This is a genomic window from Pseudomonas sp. S2_A05, assembly GCF_054668485.1.
Map to the genome: position 1 here is coordinate 2,935,491 of NZ_CP162775.1, position 19,601 is coordinate 2,955,091.

Annotated in this window: 18 protein-coding genes and 1 pseudogene; 3 read left to right on the forward strand and 16 right to left on the reverse strand. The window is 54.8% G+C overall.

Annotated features, from left to right (window positions below):
* Positions 1-80: 80 nt before the first annotated feature.
* From kdpB to kdpF, 3 genes are read right to left on the reverse strand one after another with little or no spacing between them, the layout of a single operon-like run.
* Positions 81-2,138: a potassium-transporting ATPase subunit KdpB gene (gene kdpB, locus AB4O12_RS13330; protein WP_460062325.1), complete on the reverse strand. Its 2,058-nt coding sequence runs from the start codon at positions 2,136-2,138 to the stop codon at positions 81-83.
* A 10-nt stretch (positions 2,139-2,148) separates the two neighbouring features.
* Entirely contained in the window at positions 2,149-3,843 is a 1,695-nt protein-coding gene (gene kdpA / locus AB4O12_RS13335; protein ID WP_122611495.1) for a potassium-transporting ATPase subunit KdpA, read from the reverse strand.
* Between the two features lie 8 nt (positions 3,844-3,851).
* Entirely contained in the window at positions 3,852-3,941 is a 90-nt protein-coding gene (gene kdpF / locus AB4O12_RS13340; protein ID WP_007899818.1) for a K(+)-transporting ATPase subunit F, read from the reverse strand.
* 399 nt (positions 3,942-4,340) lie between these two features.
* Between kdpF and eat the strand changes: the two genes are divergently transcribed.
* From eat to AB4O12_RS13355, 3 genes are all read left to right on the forward strand, one after another.
* On the forward strand, positions 4,341-5,705 hold the full coding sequence (eat, locus tag AB4O12_RS13345; protein WP_016770900.1) for an ethanolamine permease: 1,365 nt from the start codon (positions 4,341-4,343) through the stop codon (positions 5,703-5,705).
* Between the two features lie 221 nt (positions 5,706-5,926).
* Entirely contained in the window at positions 5,927-6,094 is a 168-nt protein-coding gene (locus AB4O12_RS13350; RefSeq protein WP_016770901.1) for a DUF2897 family protein, read from the forward strand.
* A 137-nt stretch (positions 6,095-6,231) separates the two neighbouring features.
* Complete coding sequence (locus AB4O12_RS13355; protein ID WP_130929847.1) at positions 6,232-6,789, forward strand: TetR/AcrR family transcriptional regulator; 558 nt, start codon at positions 6,232-6,234, stop codon at positions 6,787-6,789.
* Here AB4O12_RS13355 and fabF read toward each other — a convergent pair.
* The 13 genes and pseudogenes from fabF to AB4O12_RS13420 all read right to left on the reverse strand — a co-directional run bounded on the left by fabF (position 6,786) and on the right by AB4O12_RS13420 (position 19,601).
* Entirely contained in the window at positions 6,786-8,060 is a 1,275-nt protein-coding gene (gene fabF, locus AB4O12_RS13360) for a beta-ketoacyl-ACP synthase II (protein ID WP_038860441.1), read from the reverse strand. The two genes, AB4O12_RS13355 and fabF, sit on opposite strands and share 4 nt — an antisense overlap.
* Before the next feature lie 205 nt (positions 8,061-8,265).
* Positions 8,266-8,601 carry a ComEA family DNA-binding protein gene (locus AB4O12_RS13365; protein WP_122700150.1) on the reverse strand — a complete coding sequence of 112 codons (336 nt, stop codon included), beginning with the start codon at positions 8,599-8,601 and terminating at the stop codon, positions 8,266-8,268.
* A gap of 110 nt (positions 8,602-8,711) precedes the next feature.
* A complete protein-coding gene (locus AB4O12_RS13370) occupies positions 8,712-10,706 on the reverse strand; it encodes a polysaccharide biosynthesis protein (RefSeq protein ID WP_353187525.1) in 1,995 nt (664 codons plus the stop codon).
* A gap of 149 nt (positions 10,707-10,855) precedes the next feature.
* Positions 10,856-11,512 carry a glycosyltransferase family 4 protein gene (locus AB4O12_RS13375; RefSeq protein ID WP_460062331.1) on the reverse strand — a complete coding sequence of 219 codons (657 nt, stop codon included), beginning with the start codon at positions 11,510-11,512 and terminating at the stop codon, positions 10,856-10,858.
* Positions 11,513-11,559: 47 nt separating this feature from the next.
* Positions 11,560-12,081: pseudogene (locus tag AB4O12_RS13380) on the reverse strand (glycosyltransferase family 4 protein); the annotation flags it as partial.
* Complete coding sequence (locus AB4O12_RS13385; protein WP_460062333.1) at positions 12,078-13,100, reverse strand: glycosyltransferase; 1,023 nt, start codon at positions 13,098-13,100, stop codon at positions 12,078-12,080. The gene AB4O12_RS13385 and the pseudogene AB4O12_RS13380, both read right to left, overlap by 4 nt.
* A 5-nt stretch (positions 13,101-13,105) precedes the next feature.
* The gene (locus tag AB4O12_RS13390) at positions 13,106-14,140 is read right to left on the reverse strand and encodes a glycosyltransferase (RefSeq protein ID WP_353187528.1); all 1,035 of its coding nucleotides are present in this window, start codon (positions 14,138-14,140) and stop codon (positions 13,106-13,108) included.
* Between the two features lie 32 nt (positions 14,141-14,172).
* On the reverse strand, positions 14,173-14,727 hold the full coding sequence (locus tag AB4O12_RS13395; RefSeq protein ID WP_460062335.1) for a lysylphosphatidylglycerol synthase domain-containing protein: 555 nt from the start codon (positions 14,725-14,727) through the stop codon (positions 14,173-14,175).
* Positions 14,682-15,167 carry a lysylphosphatidylglycerol synthase transmembrane domain-containing protein gene (locus tag AB4O12_RS13400; RefSeq protein WP_460062337.1) on the reverse strand — a complete coding sequence of 162 codons (486 nt, stop codon included), beginning with the start codon at positions 15,165-15,167 and terminating at the stop codon, positions 14,682-14,684. Before AB4O12_RS13400 ends, AB4O12_RS13395 begins: the two co-directional genes overlap by 46 nt.
* A 69-nt stretch (positions 15,168-15,236) precedes the next feature.
* Positions 15,237-16,412, reverse strand: a complete 1,176-nt coding sequence (locus AB4O12_RS13405) for a YfhO family protein (protein WP_460062339.1) — start codon at positions 16,410-16,412, stop codon at positions 15,237-15,239.
* 179 nt (positions 16,413-16,591) lie between these two features.
* On the reverse strand, positions 16,592-17,665 hold the full coding sequence (locus AB4O12_RS13410) for a hypothetical protein (RefSeq protein ID WP_460062341.1): 1,074 nt from the start codon (positions 17,663-17,665) through the stop codon (positions 16,592-16,594).
* 33 nt (positions 17,666-17,698) lie between these two features.
* Entirely contained in the window at positions 17,699-18,502 is an 804-nt protein-coding gene (locus AB4O12_RS13415; RefSeq protein WP_136492973.1) for a glycosyltransferase family 2 protein, read from the reverse strand.
* A 52-nt stretch (positions 18,503-18,554) separates the two neighbouring features.
* On the reverse strand, positions 18,555-19,601 hold the full coding sequence (locus AB4O12_RS13420) for an acyltransferase (protein WP_460062343.1): 1,047 nt from the start codon (positions 19,599-19,601) through the stop codon (positions 18,555-18,557).

Sequence of the window (19,601 nt, forward strand, 5' to 3'; positions counted from 1 at the left end):
GTCGGCGAACCTCGCACAAACACCTCGGTCAGTCCCCTCTCCCCCCGGGAGACGGTTAGGGTGAGGGGCTCTTTTCAGCCTTACACCAGATGCAACGCCGTAAGCAGCATGTCGATCACCTTGATCCCCAAGAACGGCACGACAATCCCGCCGACGCCATAGATCAGCAGATTGCGCCGCAGCAACGCCGCCGCACTCGCTGCTTGCACACGCACGCCGCGCAATGCCAGTGGAATCAGCACAACGATGATCAAAGCGTTGAAGACGATGGCCGAGAGAATCGCGCTCTGCGGACTGCTCAGATGCATGATGTTCAGCACGCCCAGCTGCGGGTAAATCGAGGCGAACAGCGCCGGCAGAATCGCGAAGTATTTGGCGATGTCGTTGGCGATGGAAAAGGTCGTCAGCGCGCCACGGGTCACCAGCAATTCCTTACCGATCTGCACCACGTCGAGCAGCTTGGTCGGGTCGCTATCGAGATCGACCATGTTCGCCGCTTCGCGTGCCGCTTGTGTGCCGTCGTTCATGGCCATGCCGACGTCTGCCTGGGCCAGCGCCGGGGCGTCGTTGGCGCCGTCGCCGCACATGGCGACCAGGCGACCGTCGTTCTGCTCGTGACGAATGCGCGCGAGTTTCTTCTCCGGCGTGGCTTCGGCGAGCACATCATCGACGCCCGCTTCAGCGGCGATCGCTGCTGCGGTCAGCGGGTTGTCGCCGGTGACCATCACCGTGCGAATTCCCAGTTTGCGCAACTCGGCAAAACGCTCACGGATGCCTGGCTTGACCACGTCCTTGAGATGGATCGCGCCAAGCAATTTGCCGTCAGCGCAGACCAGCAACGGCGTGCCGCCACTCTGGGCGATCTTGTCGATTTCCCGCGCCAGCGCCGGGGCCAGATCACTACGTTGTTGACCGAGAAACGCCAGCAGCGAATCCACCGCCCCTTTGCGATACACGCGGCCCTGATAATCGACGCCAGACAAGCGGGTTTCCGCGCTGAACGGCACGGCGGTCAGGGTTTCCGGGGCCGGCTCCGGTTGTGGATGCAGGCCACGGAGGAATTCGACGATCGACTTGCCCTCAGCGGTTTCGTCGGCCAGCGAGGCGAACAGCGCGCCTTCGGCCAGCTCACGGCCGCTCACACCCGGCACGGCATACACCGCGCTGCAACGACGGTTGCCGAAGGTGATGGTGCCGGTCTTGTCGAGCAACAGCACGTGCACGTCACCCGCCGCTTCCACAGCGCGGCCGGATTTGGCGATCACATTCAGGCGCACCAGCCGATCCATCCCGGCGATACCGATGGCCGACAGCAGACCGCCGATGGTGGTCGGAATCAGCGTGACCAATAACGCCACGAGGAACACCAGCGGCAGGCTGCCATTGGCAAAGTGCGCGAACGGTTGCAGGGTGACGACCACCAGCAGAAAGATCAGGGTCAGGCCGATCAGCAGGATATCCAGCGCGACTTCGTTCGGGGTCTTCTGACGCTTGGCGCCTTCGACCAGGGCGATCATGCGGTCGAGGGTCGATTCACCGGGGTTGGTGGTGATCTTCACCAGCAGCCAGTCGGACACCAGCCGCGTGTTGCCGGTGACGGCGGAACGGTCGCCGCCGGACTCGCGGATCACCGGCGCCGATTCACCGGTAATCGCCGCTTCGTTGACCGCCGCGATGCCTTCGATGACTTCGCCGTCACCGGGGATCATCTCCCCGGCTTCGACTCGCACCACGTCGCCCTTGCGCAGATTGGCAGCCGGCACGATCTTGAAGCTGCCATCAGCCTGGCGGCAACGGGCGCTGAGGCCTTCACTGCCGGCCTTGAGGCTGTCGGCGCGAGCCTTGCCACGACCTTCGGCCAAGGCCTCGGCGAAGTTGGCGAACAGCACGGTGAACCACAGCCACAGGGCGATTTGCGCGGCGACGAAGGTCGGCACATCAGCGTCCGGAAGGAAGCACAGCACGGTGGTGAAAATCGCCGTCAGTTCGACCACCAGCATCACTGGCGAACGCGCCAATTGCCGAGGGTCGAGCTTGACGAAGGCTTGCACCAGCGCCGGACGCCACAGGGCCGAGATCGCGGTTTTGGCTTGTTCCGGCGCCTTGACGGCGGCGGGTTTGATTGCAGGCATATTCATGATGGATTCCTTAGAAGCCCATACTTAAATGTTCGGCGACAGGACCGAGCGCCAGCGTCGGCAAGAACGTCAGGCCGCCCACCAGCAGAATGGTCACGGTCAACAGGGTCACGAACAGCGGGCCGTGAGTCGGAAAGCTGTTCTGGCCGACCGGTGCGCTTTTCTTCATCGCCAAACTACCGGCCAGTGCCAGCACCGGCAGGATGTAGCCGAAGCGGCCGATCAACATGCCCAGACCGAGCATCAGGTTGTGGAACGGCGTGTTCGCGCTCAGGCCACCGAATGCCGAACCGTTGTTGGCGCTCGCCGAGGTGTAGGCATAGAGCAACTGACTGAAGCCGTGCGCGCCGGGGTTGCTGATGGTTGCCGCAGCGCTGGGAACCGTGGCGGCAATCGCGCCGAGCACCAGCACGCCGACCGGCATCACCAGCAGCGTCACCACCAGCAATTGCACTTCGCGGGCCTGGAGTTTCTTGCCGAGGTATTCCGGCGTACGACCGATCATCAGACCGGCGAGGAACACCGCGATCAGCACGTTGAGCAACATGCCGTAGAGCCCGGCACCGACACCGCCGAAGATCACTTCGCCGACCATCATGTTGACCAGCGCGACCATGCCACTCAGCGGGTTGAGGCTGTCGTGCATGCCGTTCACCGAGCCGTTCGAAGCCGCCGTGGTAGTCACCGACCACAGCACCGTCGCGGTGGTACCGAAGCGCGCTTCCTTGCCTTCCAGCGGCGCGGTCTGCTCGACGGCAGCGTTGTTCAGGGTCGGATTCGGCTGATACTCGGCCCACAACGATGTCGCACCGCCGATCAGGAACAACGCCAGCATGCAGGCGATGATCGCGCGGCTCTGACGCAGGTCCTTGACGTAATGGCCGAAGGTGAACACCAGCGCCACCGGGATCAGGATGATCGAAGCGACTTCGAACAGGTTGCTCCACGCGGTCGGGTTCTCGAACGGATGCGCCGAGTTGACGCCGAAGAAACCGCCACCGTTGGTGCCCAGCTGCTTGATCGCAATCTGGCTGGCAGCCGGCCCGAGCGGGATCACTTGATCGACGCCTTGCAGGGTCACGGCATTTACATACTGGGCGAAGGTTTGCGGCACGCCCTGCCAGACCAGATACAGCGCCAGCAGCAGGCACAGCGGCAGCAGGCCATAGAGGGTGGCGCGGGTCATGTCGACCCAGAAGTTGCCGAGGGTCTGCGCTGATTTACGGCCGATGCCACGGCACAGCGCGACCAGCACGGCGAGGCCGGTAGCGGCGCTGACGAAGTTCTGCACGGTGAGACCGACCATCTGGCTCAGATAGCTGAGGGTCGCTTCACCGCTGTAGGACTGCCAGTTGGTATTGGTCATGAAACTGACCGCGGTGTTGAACGCCTGGGTCCATTCCTGGCCTGGCAGATTTTGCGGGTTCAGCGGCAGGTGATCCTGGAACAGCAGAATCGCAAACAGCAGCAGGAAACCGGCAAGGTTGAACGCCAGCAGCGCCAGCGTGTACTTCTGCCAGCTCTGCTCCGCCTGCGCATCGACCCCGGCAAGACGATAGCAACCGCGCTCGACCGGTCCGAGAATCGGCGTCAGCCAGGTGCGCTGGCCCTCCATCACCTTGTAATAGAAGCGCCCAAGGAACGGCGCCGGCAGCAGGACCAGCGCAAAAAACCCGAGGATCAGCCAATAGTCATAACTGTGCATAGCCGCTCCTAGTTCCGGTCCGCGCGCAACAGCGCAACCAACAGATAAATGAACAGCCCCACTGCCAACAGCAGTGACACCCCGTCCAGAACGCTCATGGAAGATCTCCGTGTAACGGCGTATTGCCGTGTGTGCAGCGATTGTCGGGAAGGAGGCTGTAAAGGAACGAGAGCGAGGCCCGGCGTGGGTCATAAAGAAAGCGTAAAGAGTGGGTTTATGCGGGCTTTACGGCTGAGTTTCGTGGTGTTTGGGCTGGCGCCTTCGCGAGCAGGCTCGCTCCCACCGGGGCAACGCATTTCAAAATGTGGGAGCGAGCCTGCTCGCGAAGACGGCATCACCGACAACATCGCACCCAACTGGCGCACAAAAAGCAGCTATCCCCACCCGGACATCCCCCCTGCGACAGCTTTGAACTCATTACGACTTGTTTCACGATAGTGGCACGCCCACTGCACACGCCCTCCCTTGAGCTTTCCAACCATTGCGGGAGCAAGCGCATGAACACACAACTCAAACCCACGCTGGGCACGTTGCACCTGTGGGGTATTGCCGTGGGGCTGGTGATTTCCGGGGAATATTTCGGCTGGAGTTACGGCTGGGGCGTGGCCGGTACGCTGGGTTTTCTGGTGACCTCATTCATGGTCGCGACCATGTACACCTGCTTCATCTTCAGTTTCACCGAACTGACCACCGCGATTCCCCATGCCGGCGGGCCGTTTGCCTACAGCCGCCGCGCGTTTGGCGAAAAAGGCGGATTGATCGCCGGACTGGCCACACTGATCGAATTCGTCTTCGCCCCGCCAGCGATTGCCTTGGCGATTGGCGCGTATCTCAATGTGCAATTTCCGGCACTCGACCCGAAACACGCGGCGGTCGGGGCGTACATCGTGTTCATGGGCCTGAACATTCTCGGGGTGAAACTGGCCGCGACGTTCGAGCTGATCGTCTGCGTGCTGGCGGTGGCTGAGTTGCTGGTGTTCATGGGCGTGGTCGCGCCGGCGTTCAGCTTCAGCAACTTCGCGCTGAATGGTTGGGCCGGTTCCGACGTCTTCGGCGCGCCGGCAATTGCCGGGATGTTCGCGGCAATTCCATTTGCAATCTGGTTCTTCCTCGCCATCGAAGGCGCCGCCATGGCCGCCGAGGAAGCCAAGGACCCGAAACGCACGATCCCAAAAGCCTACATAAGCGGCATCCTGACGCTGGTGCTGCTGGCAATGGGCGTGATGTTCTTCGCTGGCGGCGTCGGCGACTGGCGCACCTTGTCCAACATCAACGACCCACTGCCGCAGGCGATGAAAACCGTGGTCGGCGACAACTCCGGCTGGCTGCACATGCTGGTCTGGATCGGCCTGTTCGGCCTGGTCGCCAGTTTCCACGGCATCATCCTTGGTTATTCGCGGCAATTCTTCGCCCTCGCCCGCGCCGGTTACCTGCCCGCCTCATTGGCAAAACTGTCGCGCTTCCAGACCCCGCACCGCGCAATCATCGCTGGCGGCCTTATCGGCATCGCGGCGATCTACAGCGACGGTCTGATCAACCTCGGCGGCATGACACTCACCGCCGCGATGATCACCATGGCCGTGTTCGGCGCCATCGTGATGTACATCATGAGCATGCTCAGCCTGTTCAAACTGCGTAAATCGGAACCGAATCTGGAGCGTACTTTCCGCGCGCCGTGCTATCCGCTGGTTCCGCTGATCGCGCTGGTGCTGGCGGTGGTTTGCCTGGTGGCGATGGCGTGGTTCAACACACTGATCGGGCTGATTTTCCTCGGTTTCATGGCGGTGGGGTTCTGCTACTTCATGCTCACCGGGCAACTGCGCGCCGATGCGCCGGCGGATGCCATGCTCACAGGCCTGTAACGACTCGTCCCCTGTAGGAGCTGACGAGTGAAACGAGGCTGCGATCTTTGCTTTTCAAGATCAAAAGATCGCAGCCTTCGGCAGCTCCTACAGGAATTTCGGATGCACCGGGTGCAAGCGGCCTAGAATGGAACCACTGCGAAGTCGTTTCGCTCAGAGGTGGTATGCAGCATCGCACGGCGAAGTCCTCGCCCGTCGAGCTGCCATTAAGGAGAGCCGTTATGCCCTGGTATGCCTGGTTGATTCTGGTCGTTGCGATCGGCTCGATTGTCGGCGGATTGATGATGTTGCGCGACACCGCCAACAAGGTCGAACTGACCGATGAAGAACGCAAGCGCGTCGCACAGCGCAATGCCGAAGCGGATGCCAAGGATGCGCAAGACCGCTGATACGAGCCCCGCCGCAATGGCGGGGTTAGTTTTTTCAGCACAATCGGACTTACCCGCAGGCTGTTTAGATTTTAGAAGTACAGTCACCATTTAATCTTCCGTGGTTAAGATGGCAGCATCGTCGCGGAGAGCTCCACATGCGTTACTCGCCAGATCACAAAGCCCAGACCCATCAACGCATCATCAAGGAGGCTTCCGCCCGATTTCGCAAGGACGGTATCGGCGGCACCGGCCTGCAGCCTTTGATGAAAGCCCTGGGCTTGACCCATGGCGGTTTCTACTCGCACTTCAAATCCAAGGAAGAGCTGGTCGAAAAAGCCCTGCAAGAGGCCGGCGAGCAAGTCGCGGGCCTGTGCGAAGAAATCTTCGCGCAGGAAAACCCTCTGCAAGTATTCATCGACACCTACCTGTCAGAGTGGCATCAGACCTCGCCCCACGAAGGCTGCCCGCTGCTGACCATTTCCTCCGAGCTGGGCCTGCGCGGCCAGCCAAGCCCCACCAGTGACGAAGTCCTCAATGCTCGCCTCGAACAAATTCAGGCCACGCTCGATGGCGAGAACAGCGCCGATCGCAGCATTGTCATCATGGCGACCCTGGCCGGCGCTCTTCTGCTGTCACGCAGCGTCGCGGATGCCGACTTCGCCCAGCGCATCCTCGACGTCACCCGCGAGCATCTCAAGCAATCGAGCGATTAACCTTCCCAGCGCTTGAACAACACGCTCGCATTGACCCCGCCAAAACCGAAGCCGTTGGACAATGCATATTCGATCGCCATCGACCGCGCCTCGCCATGGACAATGTCCACCCCTTGGCTCGCTGGATCCGGGTTTTCAAAGTTGAGCGTTGGTGGCACCACCTGATCACGAATCGCCAGCAGCGTGAAAATCGCCTCCAGCCCACCGGCCGCGCCGAGCAAATGACCGGTAGCGGATTTGGTCGACGTTACGGCGATCTTGTTCTGCGTGCCAAACAACGCCTTGATCGCCGCCAACTCGCCCAAATCACCGACCGGTGTTGAAGTGGCATGAGCGTTGAGATGCTGCACCTGCTCCGGCGTCACACCGCCCTGAGCCAGTGCCAATTGCATCGCCCGGCGTGCGCCGCTGCCGTCTTCCGGACCGGCGGTCAGGTGATAGGCGTCGGCGGTGGTGCCGTAACCGACCAGTTCGGCCAGCGGCTTCGCACCGCGTGCAAGCGCATGCTCGAGCGATTCGATCACCAACAAACCAGCGCCCTCGCCCATCACGAAACCATCACGCCCACTGTCGAAGGGACGCGAAGCTTTTTCCGGGGTGTCGTTGTAGCCGCTGGACAACGCCCGCGCCGCCGCGAAACCGGCGAGACTGACGCGATCGATCGACGCCTCCGCACCGCCACATACAGCGATGTCCGCCTCCCCCGCCCTGATCAACCGCGCTGCATCGCCGATCGCCTGAACCCCGGCGGCACATGCGGTAACCGGAGCGCCCAACGGCCCTTTGAGGCCATGCTGGATCGAGACATGACCCGCCGCGAGATTGACCAGAAACGATGGAATGGTGAACGGCGACAAACGCCGAGGACCACGGCTGTCGGTGGTACGCACCGCATCGGCAATCGCACCGAAACCACCGACACCCGAGCCGATGATTGTTGCAGTGCGCTCCTGGCTTTCAGCGTCCGCCGGATGCCAGCCGGCCTGCTCCAGCGCCTGCCGCGCCGCTTCCATGGCAAACATGATGAAGCGATCCATCTTCTTCTGTTCCTTGGGCGGCGTCGCACGATCCGGATCAAACCCGGCCTCGGCATCCTCCTCCACCGTCGGCACACTGCCGCCGACCCGGGTCGGCAGATCAGCCACCACAGCGTCAGGCAGATTGCGCAACCCGGAACGACCGGCCAGCAAGCGCTGCCAGACAATTTCAACATCACTGCCCAAGGGTGAAACCAGGCCCATGCCCGTGACGACGACTCGACGTTGGTTCATATCGTGGTTACCCCTTATCAATTCAAAATTCGACGTGCATCGGTGTGCTTCGATTCGGCTGCTGAATCAGTCCCGAGCGAAATTATTATAGGCATAATCAAGACACAATATGATACCCGTAATTTTTAGCATTCAGACATCCACCAGATCGGCACCCAATAAAAAGGCCGGTCAATGACCGGCCTCTCGGCGTTGAACTGTCAGCTTAGTTCACTTCCAGCTTTTCACGATTGCGATCCAGAATCGCCTTGCCAATCCCCTTCACTTCCAGCAACTCATCCACCGACGCAAACGGCCCGTTTGTATCCCGATACGCAACAATCGCCTGCGCCTTCGCCTCACCCACGCCCGCCAACTCCTTCTGCAACGTGGCCGCATCCGCGCCGTTGAGATCGACCTTGGCGCTTGCCGAGGGCGCAGCTGCATCCATCAGCAACGGCGCTTTTGTTGACTCGGTCGGCGCTACAGGCGCAGCAATGGCAGCGATCGAGGCGCTGGTGAGGAAAGCAAAGATCAGCGAGTAGAAATAACCGGTACGCATAAGTGACGCTCCATCATCGTTTTAGAAAGCAGCTTTTCCGAAGCTGCTCTCCAAACGTAGGTCATGATAGAGCGAAGTCAAAAATGCGAGCGTTACAGGATGTGAAATAATCAGGGTTCGAGGCGGCGTTGCTGGTAGATCCAGTCGACGATTTCGCCATGCGGTGAATAACCACATACGGTCTCGCGCAAGAGCTGACGGACGCGCGCATAATCATCGAGTTCGACAGCAGCCAGCAGCTCGCTCAAGCGGCTTTTCAAAACTTCCCAGGGCAAATGATCTTCACTCGCACGCATGATCATTGGATGGTCGGTCGCCGAGACATTTTCGCCGATGAGCAGTTCTTCATAAAGCTTTTCACCTGGACGCAGACCGGTGAACTCAATCGCAATATCTCCCTGTGGGTTACGCTCGGAGCGCACACTCAAGCCCGACAGATGAATCATTTTTTCAGCCAATTCGACAATTTTCACCGGATCACCCATGTCCAGCACAAAAACATCGCCTCCATGGCCCATGGAGCCGGCTTGAATCACTAACTGGGCTGCTTCGGGAATTGTCATGAAATAGCGGGTAATTTTGGGATGAGTTACCGTCAGTGGCCCACCCGATTTGATCTGCTTGTGAAAAACCGGAATGACCGACCCGGAAGATCCCAGGACGTTACCAAAGCGGACCATGGTGAACCGGGTTTTGTTGACATGGGCGACATTAGCTTTTTCATTGAACAACACCGGGGCGAGTTCATTACTCAGTGCTTGCAATGTCAATTCGGCCAGACGTTTCGTGCTACCCATGATATTGGTAGGGCGTACTGCTTTGTCCGTGGAAATCAATACGAAGTTGGCCACCCCGGACTTGAGCGCGGCTTGAGCAGTATTTAGCGTACCTATCACATTGTTGAGAACACCTTCAGCAATATTGTGCTCTACCATAGGCACGTGCTTATAAGCCGCAGCGTGATAGACGGTATCCACATGCCACGTCTTCATGACATCGAGCAGCTTCTCGTGATGGCGTATTGAACCTAAAATCGGCAACAGTCGCACATTCACGGACTCGCGGAGTGCACGTTGTTCCAGTTCAGTAAGAATGCTGTAGAGGTTAAACTCACTGTGTTCAAAAAGTAAGAGTGTGGTCGGTCCCAACGAAAATATCTGCCGGCATAGCTCCGATCCGATTGACCCTCCTGCACCTGTCACCATGACTGTTTTGCCTTTGATGCATCGTTCAAGCAAATCAGGCTGGGCGGGGACAGCGTCGCGTCCGAGCAGGTCGGCAATGTCAACTTCCTGGATATCTTCGACTTTCACCCGACCACTGGCCAGATCAGTGAAGTTAGGCACACTTCTGACATGCAGCGGGTAGCGTTCCAAGAGATTCAGTATCTCCCTGCGCCGGGCGCGCGTGGAAGACGGCAGTGCCAGGAGGATCTCCTGGGCACCTGTCACATCGATCATTTGCTGTATGTTTTTCGGCTTGTAGACATGCAAGCCGGAAATGGACCGATCCGCAATACTGGAGTCGTCATCGATAAAAGCGACAGGTCGCATCACGCGCCCCATACGTAAAGCTGCCACCAGTTGATTACCAGCTACACCAGCACCGTACACTGCCACTTTCGTCAGTCCGTCATCCCGGTTCGTGAAGGGCACGTGCTGTGCAGCATTGAACCAGTCGCCCATGAAGTACTGGCGCATGCACAGACGCAAGCCACCGATGATGACGAGGCTTAGCCACCAGTAGTTGAAGATAATGGAACGGGGAACGACGGCTTCATGATTGCTGTACCAGTAAACCACCAAGGCAAGAATCAACGCTGACAAGCTGACCGCTTTGATAATCGCGACTAGCGCGTCATTGCCAAAGTAGCGCATCACCGCACGGTACATGCCGAAGCGGATGAACAATGGGATCGCCACGACCGGGGCGCACGCGAACAGCCAGATATGAACTCTGAAAGGATTGATCATTTCATCAATCCCCAGACGCACGATAAAAGCCATCCACAAGGCTACCCAGACGAGAACGACGTCGGTCAGCACCTGGATCAACCGTTTCTGCCGGCGCGGCAATGCCAGCAGAAACATACGTACTTTATCCATATACCCTTGTCCCAAGTCTCCCGCTCCCTTGCATGCGACAGTAGCGCGCATTGTACGTAGGTAGGGATCAGCGTCACAGAGATATTATGACAAGAGGTCGTTCAAAGCCTCATTTCCTGGCAGCACAGGCAAACGAAGTGAACAAGCACTCACCGCGTCGTTTTTTTCAGCACGGCTTCGAAATGATCGATCAACTGAGACACCCGGCCAAAAAGACCAAAATGGTCGAGAAAGAAAGCGCGTCCTCGCGTGCCCATTTCTGCCAGGCGGTCCCGATCCGTGCGATATAGAGTCAATACCGCTTCAGCCAGCTCGTCTGCATTCTGTGCCGCACAACTCAATCCAGCGCCCGCTTCTATTACCATTGCCGCCGTTTGCCCGTTGCAACTGGCAATGATCGGCTTTCCCGCTGCCAGATAACTCTGAAACTTGCTGGGAATCGTGAGCGCAAATATCGGATCAGCACTCAGCGTCAGTAACAGGACTGAAGAAGCCGCGTAAACATTCGGCATTTCTTCGGAAGAAACGCGTCCGGGCAATTCGATATTATCCAGCTGCTCATCCTGAATCATCTGGGTAATGGATTGCTCCATACTCCCGCTGCCCACGAGAAAGAAGCGGATTTCTTTGTAATTGCGCAAAATCCTAGCTGCACCCACGATCGTGTCGCAAGACTGTGCAATACCGATATTGCCGGCAAAGACCACAGAAAAATGCTCGACAAGTGGATTACAGTCGAACAATTGAACCCCTTCGCCAGCCACGGATTCCGGTGCAGAATTGGGAAAAACTTTACCTTGGACCAATCACGGCAAAGCCGTTGCACCGAATCACGGAAACCTTGCGATTGAATCAGAATCGAGTCGGAATAGCGGTAGATATACCGAACAACCCATTCAACGCACCTGAGGGCCTTGCCGTTAGTGATAAACCCGGTGGCCTTAAGGGATTCCGGCCAGATATCCTGCACCCACAATACCATTCGCGCGCGTTTGATCCAGGAGACAAAAATTGCAGGCAATGCCTGCAGCAAAGGCGATGGAGCGTAGACGAACACAATATCGAATTGCCTTCCACGCAGCACCCAAGGTGCCAATAAATAGCCTGAAAGAATAAAGGACAAATAGTTGAGGATGAGTCCTTTCGCTGAGTTCTTCCCGCGTGGAAACAAGGGTAACCGAATGACTTCGACTCCATTGAAGTCGTCGATCTGAGTTCCCAAGGCTCGATACCCATGAAAAATTTCACCGTCAGGGTAATTCGGCTTGCCCGTTAACACCGTAACGTCGGCGCCCTGTCGGACGAGTTCTGCGACCACTTCATTTATATGGAAGTTTTCAGGCCAGAAGTATTGCGTCCAAAGCAAAACCTTCATCGCAATACTTCCCTCAAAAACACTTCGGGGCCATTCATCGGTTGTACAACCTGTTCGATCCCCATGAAGCGACTCACAGCTCGGGCTATCGAAGTTTGCGATCTCGGATCAAAGGTTTCAACTGGTTCGACTACATCCCTGACGTAATCCAGTTCCGCAGCGACAATTGGCAGGTGGCGCGACTGCGCCTCGATTAGTGGCAGCCCGAGGGACTCAGTCAACGAGGGGTAAATCAACGCGTTGGATTGATCGTACAACGCAGCGACCTGTTGCGGACTGACGTGACCAAAATTTGAAATATTCAGGCCCCAGGTTTGCTTGAGCTCTTCGATCCGGTCCGCGATTGGCGAACTAAAAGGTACCGTTAACGCCAGTTCAGGCCGTAACCCTTGCTGCGCAAGAAGGCACCATGCGGCCAGTAATTTCTGGTGATTTTTATGTGGTTCTGCGCTTGCAACGTAGATGAAATCAAAACGTTTCTCTGCGACGACTGCTCGTTGCTCATTGAACTGCGCAATAACAAAAGGACAGACGACCACAGGTGTCAAATCCCCAAGGAATGCCCGCGCCTGTTCTGCCATTGACGGCGTCTGTACCACGAATTTTTTTACTCGATGCGCGAAAGCCTTGAGCATTGAGCGCTCGAGCCACAAACGCAATCTTGTCTTCAGAGGGAATGTTTTCAGGCTCGCTGGTGAAAGTAGTATCCGGTTCTGAAGGAAAACCGTGACTTCACCCCTCAACGGCAACAATGGGACGAGACCGTGGAAACACAACACGACATCCTTAGCTTCTACTTGCCGCCGCAACCGCAATTCGGCTGACAGCCTGGAAAAAAAAGTCGGATGTACCCAATAGGTACTCGCGGATACAGGGATCAACCAGGCTTGCGCGCGTATATCCAGCTGTTCGACGGCCACATTGAGTTCGGGGAGAGCGTAGAGTGCCCTCAGTAAACTCAAGCCTCCCCCGACATGGACATTCGGCGCATGCAAAAAAAGCTTCTTGGAAGTATTCAAAAAAACTAACGGCCTCTATGAAACGGCAGTAAATGCCCGATGACACGTCGAACAGTCTGCCTTCTCTGTGGAGAAAGCGCAGCGCGGGCATACCGCCTGATGCTACGCGCGCACACAGCCAGTAACTGAGATCCAAGCACATGATAGAAGGAAACACCATACCGACGAGCAAGAGCGACACTGTAAGCTGCCGCATCATTGAAACCTCGTTGCCAGAGACCGGAAGCCAGCCGCAAATAACTGGAACCTACTTCCGCAGGTGAGCTACCCGGGACCTCCGACGGGCTCATTGACTTCACGAACTCCAGGTATAAATCGCCAGCTTCAGCAAACGCGAGGTCAGCGAGTCGGTGGGTATCCTGATTACCATGACTGCGAGCAAACAGGAGAAGTTCAGGAATATGGACGAATCGATGGGTGCCCGCCATACGGAACCAGAGTTCATAGTCCTGCGTTGTTCTAAGCCCTTCATGAAATGATCCAGCCACTTCGAATGCGCTGCGCGGAATCAACAGACTGCAGCCATGCAGAGCGCTTTGGGCGGTAATCCAATAACGAAAATATTCCGGCTGCACGGTTGGCATGGTAACCGGCACCGCCTTGCCGACATCCTTACCGGTGAAAATAGAGTAGTCAGAGTAGACAATGGTGTGTTCTGGTTGAGACGACAGAAAGTCAATCTGTCTGGAGATCTTGTCTTTGGCGTAAAGATCATCATGGCTTAACCAGGAGAAATACTCTCCCGACATTTCCTGAACTGCCAGATTCAAGGCAGAGGCAACGCCCCCGTTACTCTTCGTATAATAACGGATCGCATTACCGAAAGAGCGCACTATTCTGTCGGTGGCTCCATCATCATTACTTCCATCATTGACAACAATAAGTTCGATATCGCGATAGGTCTGCTCGAGAACGCTAGTGATCGCTTGGGCAAGGAACTCAGCTCCGTTATAGACGGGAATAACAACGGTGACACGGGGTTTGAACTCGACCACTACTGAATCAGCACCATCGCAAAAACTCATTTCAATCCCCGCCATTGAATCGTTTCATCAAACATCAGCCCACCCCGTCAAATTGAGGTATCTGCCTTTTCTCGGTGCCGGGCCGTGCTATAAAATAATGAAACAATCATACCGGGAATATTAACGATCAACATTCCCACACGAAAACTGAAATAGATTGTGGCAAAGGGCGCAGTGCGTGCTGCAAGCTCAACGCACACTTTCGAGAAGACAGACTCCCCCACGCCTACTCCACCAGGAGTAATCGGTATAACCGAGAAGAGGTTGCCGAAAATACCTGCAATGGCAGTGACCTGCGGATTGGCCGCATAAGAAAAAATGGAGGCAATAGTCACCATTCCGATAATTACAATGCCGGTCGCCAATACCGAGACCGCCCAACAGATCAGCAACGTGGGCCATGCACGCAGGTACATCAACAGGGTAACGCCAAATGGGTGCAAGTAGTGACGAATCTTGACTGGCAAGTAATCGATAAACGAAAACCGCAAGGCTGAATAGATGCCAACCAATGCGAGAATTATTGCGCCGACCAGCACAAAAGCCAACGTCTGAATCAATCCCACATATTCGTAGATACTTGCGTCGGGAGAAATCGCCATCGGCAGAAAAAAGACACCAGGACGGCGACGGAAATCAATCCGATCATCGCAAACACCCTGTCCGCCACGATCGATAACAACGCCGTCGACCGACCGTTCTTCAACAGTCGAAAAACCTGAACCCCGCGCACAGCATCGCCGCCAGCAGCGCCGGGTAGCCAGGTCGAGAAGAAACTGCCGATCAATTGCAGATTGAGCACGGTACCCAAGGGAATGTTGTTGTCCGTTGCGCGTAGCAGCAGCCACCAGCGAAACCCGCTGATGACGATGCCGAGGAAAAGACAAACCAACGCTGGGACGAATAAATCGAGCTTTTCGAACACGATCAAGATCGAGCGAAAATCAAGCTGCCCGCTATTCAATAAAACCATCACCAGTATTACTGCCAGCGTCAGCTTGATCAGCAGGAAAACATGGCTCTTCTTAACTGCACGAAGCATTTTGATCAACCTTGGTTATATTTCCGAGATCTGGTTTTTCCATCGAAATTGCAAGCTGAAAACTCACAATCAACTGGCCTTGACCAACCACGAATCATTTTTTGCATTCATACGTTTCCGGCAGATGCAGAGATACAGCAGAAGCATGATCATCAGAACCGAAGCCCCCAGGGCCCAAGGCAGAGATTTGGGGCGATAAGTCATCTTTATCTTAAAATCACCCGCTGGTACGACCACTCCACGAAACACATTATCAACTTTGACAATAGGCACCTTTTTTCCATTCAGCTTGGCAGACCAATTGGAGTGCCATGTATCAGACAGAACGATCAAAGACTCTTTATCCGTGCTGCCAGATAATTTCACGCGGGCATTATGGTAGGAGTCGATGGATACCGGAACAACGTGCTTGGCGTAGTCTGCCGGTAACGCTGGATTATTCTTTTCGGCCAGCCTATCGGTACTGATGGCGAAAGCACGCGGCAGGACGTCCATGTTCTCCATTACTCTTGTTTCCAAGCTCTGGTAAACCTCTCTGAAGCCGCGCGATTTCAGATCAGCTTCGTAAGCGGTGTACGTCAAAGGCAAGAGCACATATTTGACACCGAGAAAATTCATCGCTTGCCAGTTGATGATATTCTTTTTTGGTGTGTCCTGAACCATAATGAGGGATGGAAAGGCTCCGCGAGTTATCGGGTTGTAACCGAGTCGTTGTGCGTTATCCAAATCAATGGAAGAGTAGAAAAAATCTCTGAATTCAGGGAGACCACCCTGATTCATGGTGCTCACTTCCTGGATTTTAAATGCCGAACCCAGTTCTGGATAGAGTCCACGCTGACCAAAGTTCAACGTTCGCGAGATGCCGATATTCTGTTTGACGAATTGAAGAGCTGGCGGCAGGTTAGCAAAAAGATCATTTCTTTCGAAACGGACCATCTTCCCCATAATCATTAGCTCAACAAACATCAGTACAACAACACCCGCGCAGACCCCGCGCAGGACATGATCTCCGGTGATGTACTTAGAGAACAGTAATAACGAAAGCATCAATGTACTGGTCAGCATCAGCAAGATTAACGATGCGCTTTTATACGCCAAATGCGGTTCTTGCAATCCGAAAGCGAAATAGCACCATATTAACGAGCCCACGCCGAGGGCCAGCAACGCCACCCACGGCAATACACGCGCGTTGCGTTCCTGCAGATTGTGAACCCCAAAACCTACCAAAAAGGTCAGGAAGAACATGATGACCGGCCACCAATACTGGCTACCGATGTTCCCAATAATAGGTAACTGAGAAAACAGAGTCCGGATCCAAACTGGATCGAAAAGCCGTACCAGCACAAGGGATGTAATGCTCAGACTAATTCCAATTAACCATTTGAAACGACCGAGTCGATTGGCTAACGCACAGCTGGCCAATCCTAGTGCGATGACTCCACTATGAAAGACAGTATTACCGGTGAACGATCCGTGTTGATCAAACAAGGCTGCGCGTGGTTCTGCAGCATTATACGATTCAAATAAATGCGAGGAAGAAAAAAAGATGGGATAGCGTTTGGGAAACGCAAGGGCCAAAATTGTCTTTTCGAGTAATCGTCTAGTGTTCCGAGACTTTTTAAGTTCTCCAAAAACGGGAAATACAGTGGCGCCAATAGCAAACACGATGAAACCAATGCCAACCCTAGAATTGAAATACCTATTATACCAACTTTAGCGGAATACAGCTCGCTTCTAACGCAGTAAAGTACATAGCCAATCGTTATGCACCCCATCACGATCAAAGAAGTTACCGTGGTTGGCATGAATGTGCAGGAAAAAAACAATGCAAAGGCAAGCACGACCATGCTCCACCTTATGGCAGAGAGTTTGGCTACATATAAAAGCGCCGCGTAGAGGCATATCGGCACATACAAATAACTTTGAGTAACATTAGATCCAAGATTGGAAGCAATATAGCCATTCAATAAGTAAAATACACTCGACGCAAAGGCTGCAATTGCAGAAAGCCCAAACACTTCCCTGACAATTCGGTAGATAAAAAACACACCAAAATAGAGTGCTAAGAGCATAACAAGATTGTAAGCGCGCGATCCGCCTCCCAAGAATGCATTAGCGAGAGTCATCGCAGAAAACTTTTGATCAATGAGTGCTTCAGGTCCGAGTGCACCAGCTGCAGAATATGGATTCCAATACGGACTTTCGCCATCACGGATGGCATTAACCATGAACTGGGCCATGGGTTCAGACTGATAAGTTGCCCCGCCGCTATCGTTATATCCAGCCCACCAACCAGTGCTATTGGGGATTGGATAAAACGGCTGCAAAGGAACACCCGTGAAAGCCGCGTTAATTTGATCTGTAAGTCGCAGACTGGCGTCCTTGAATATCACATCCGGAAACGCCGCCACCAATAACAACAATGCTACAAAGTAAGCCTCCGCCACTTTACGACTTATTTTGAATCGATCTTTTACGACAGCAAAAAAATTAGACACGGGGCATCCACATTCTTCAATATCTAAGGGGTATCAGAACCAGTAAATCAATTTTGTTTTGTGCAGGAAGGCGCGGATCAAGCAATAGCCAAAGCCCAAGCCTTCCTTTCTGAAGATAAACTTGGAAACCCCGCGCTCACGCACGCCCTGTGCCCCTGCGATGTACTTGACTTCGCCGCCCATAAGAATTGACTTGAAGGTGATCTCTGGGCTGATGCTGAACCGGTTTTGACTCAGCCCTACACCCAATGTCTCTCTTCTGCGGAACATTTTAAATGCGTATGTCGAATCAGGAATGTACTGCCCCAACGCAATTCGAACACCAATGCGGAAGAAAAACTGGAAGAATTTGTACTTGAAAGGAATCGTTCCATCATCGCCTGCCTGGATGTATCGAGAGCATTGGGCCAGAATCGCGCCCTTTTCCATCTCGTTGTAAAGTGCAGGAATCAGATGAATCGGATCAACGGCATCTGCGGAAACAAAAATACAATAGCGCCCGATGCCATGAGCTGCTCCGAAGCGCACGACCGCCCCGTAACCGCGTCGGTGCAGAGAACGGCTGATCACACGAACCGGTAATTGGTCCCGATTGGCCTCTCCCCAGGCCATAGCGAGACTGTACGTCTCATCATCACTTTTATCATCTACAACAATGACTTCGGTAGTGAACGGCTGGTTGGAAACCGCAACTTTCACACTGTCGAGAATACCGACAATATTTTCCGCTTCATTTAGACACGGGATCACGATAGTCAGATCGATAGGATCTTCGACCGAAGACGCTAGCGAACCGGAAACCTCAGGAACAGAGTGGAAGGATTCATTTATGGTCATTTTTACTCTCTCAAACGGGCTACTTTAACAGTGTGCTTATCAGAATTAGGTTTTAACCTACCAGTTTTGCCGAATACGGTATCACACGGGTCAGAGCTGCCAGCAGAAGACACACTGCAAACGTGCTCAGGGAAAGACTGAAAATGGCGGTGAAAGTAGACATCGACGCCAGATTCAAGGTGAACCCGAACATGCTCGCCTTGATCAAATCGATCACCAATAAATGCATGAAGTAGACAGGGAACACGATACTGGAAAGAAATGCCACGGGTCGTAGCAAAATCGGAGTAACGCGTATTTTACTTATCATATGAAAAGCGGCACACGCAGCGATCAATACGTTAGGACTGAAGTACAGAAATGCTGTTTCATCTGGCACAGCTGACAGCGAATTGAATCTCCAGCTGAGCAGGAATGTCGCCAGAGTCGCCAGACAGAACACCAACGCGCTACCCCAGATGGGCAATCTGTTGAGGACATCCGAGCGAATGATGTAGAACCCTAACAGGAAGTAACCTGGCCAATTCAAAAAGCTGGTTAGCGTAAGGTGCGTGACGATATTGGCCGGGAAGTAGATCGTTACCGCGTTGACGGCGAACCAGACGCCAAAAAAATATGCCGCAAGGCGCTTGCTCGCCAAAAGAGCCACCGAGATCGGTTGCAGAATGGGCAGAAGGATATACACGCCTATTGTCATGTATACAAACCACAAGTGATACATCACCGGACCTTGCCAGGCTTGAGCAAGCGCGTTCGGAATATCCATTGGCTTACCGGTCCAGTAGTTGATCCAGAATACGTGCAGCACGCTCCAGAACGCCAACGGAATCGCCACTTTCAGGATTCGCGACACGATTCCCCCAAGCCCTTTGGACATGTCACGCCCAAGCAATAATGCCCCGGATAGCATCGCAAACAGAGGCACCGATACTCTGGCAATCGAGTCCAGCCCATTGGCGACCAAAAAGCTGTTCAGCTCTATATTTCTGAAGTCATAAAATATAGGCGCCGAGATATGGATGAGGAGTACTCCAAACATCGCGATCAATCGACAAGCATCGGCCCAGGCTAAGCGTCCCGGATCTTTTTGTAGTGTCAT

Bases quoted from the DNA above. Each gene is read 5' to 3' on its own strand.
- kdpB (WP_460062325.1), bottom strand. From the start codon at position 2,138: ATGAATATGCCTGCAATCAAACCCGCCGCCGTCAAGGCGCCGGAACAA.
- kdpA (WP_122611495.1), bottom strand. From the start codon at position 3,843: ATGCACAGTTATGACTATTGGCTGATCCTCGGGTTTTTTGCGCTGGTC.
- kdpF (WP_007899818.1), bottom strand. From the start codon at position 3,941: ATGAGCGTTCTGGACGGGGTGTCACTGCTGTTGGCAGTGGGGCTGTTC.
- eat (WP_016770900.1), top strand. From the start codon at position 4,341: ATGAACACACAACTCAAACCCACGCTGGGCACGTTGCACCTGTGGGGT.
- AB4O12_RS13350 (WP_016770901.1), top strand. From the start codon at position 5,927: ATGCCCTGGTATGCCTGGTTGATTCTGGTCGTTGCGATCGGCTCGATT.
- AB4O12_RS13355 (WP_130929847.1), top strand. From the start codon at position 6,232: ATGCGTTACTCGCCAGATCACAAAGCCCAGACCCATCAACGCATCATC.
- fabF (WP_038860441.1), bottom strand. From the start codon at position 8,060: ATGAACCAACGTCGAGTCGTCGTCACGGGCATGGGCCTGGTTTCACCC.
- AB4O12_RS13365 (WP_122700150.1), bottom strand. From the start codon at position 8,601: ATGCGTACCGGTTATTTCTACTCGCTGATCTTTGCTTTCCTCACCAGC.
- AB4O12_RS13370 (WP_353187525.1), bottom strand. From the start codon at position 10,706: ATGGATAAAGTACGTATGTTTCTGCTGGCATTGCCGCGCCGGCAGAAA.
- AB4O12_RS13390 (WP_353187528.1), bottom strand. From the start codon at position 14,140: ATGGCGGGGATTGAAATGAGTTTTTGCGATGGTGCTGATTCAGTAGTG.
- AB4O12_RS13395 (WP_460062335.1), bottom strand. From the start codon at position 14,727: ATGGCGATTTCTCCCGACGCAAGTATCTACGAATATGTGGGATTGATT.
- AB4O12_RS13400 (WP_460062337.1), bottom strand. From the start codon at position 15,167: ATGCTTCGTGCAGTTAAGAAGAGCCATGTTTTCCTGCTGATCAAGCTG.
- AB4O12_RS13405 (WP_460062339.1), bottom strand. From the start codon at position 16,412: ATGTTCTTCCTGACCTTTTTGGTAGGTTTTGGGGTTCACAATCTGCAG.
- AB4O12_RS13415 (WP_136492973.1), bottom strand. From the start codon at position 18,502: ATGACCATAAATGAATCCTTCCACTCTGTTCCTGAGGTTTCCGGTTCG.
- AB4O12_RS13420 (WP_460062343.1), bottom strand. From the start codon at position 19,601: ATGACACTACAAAAAGATCCGGGACGCTTAGCCTGGGCCGATGCTTGT.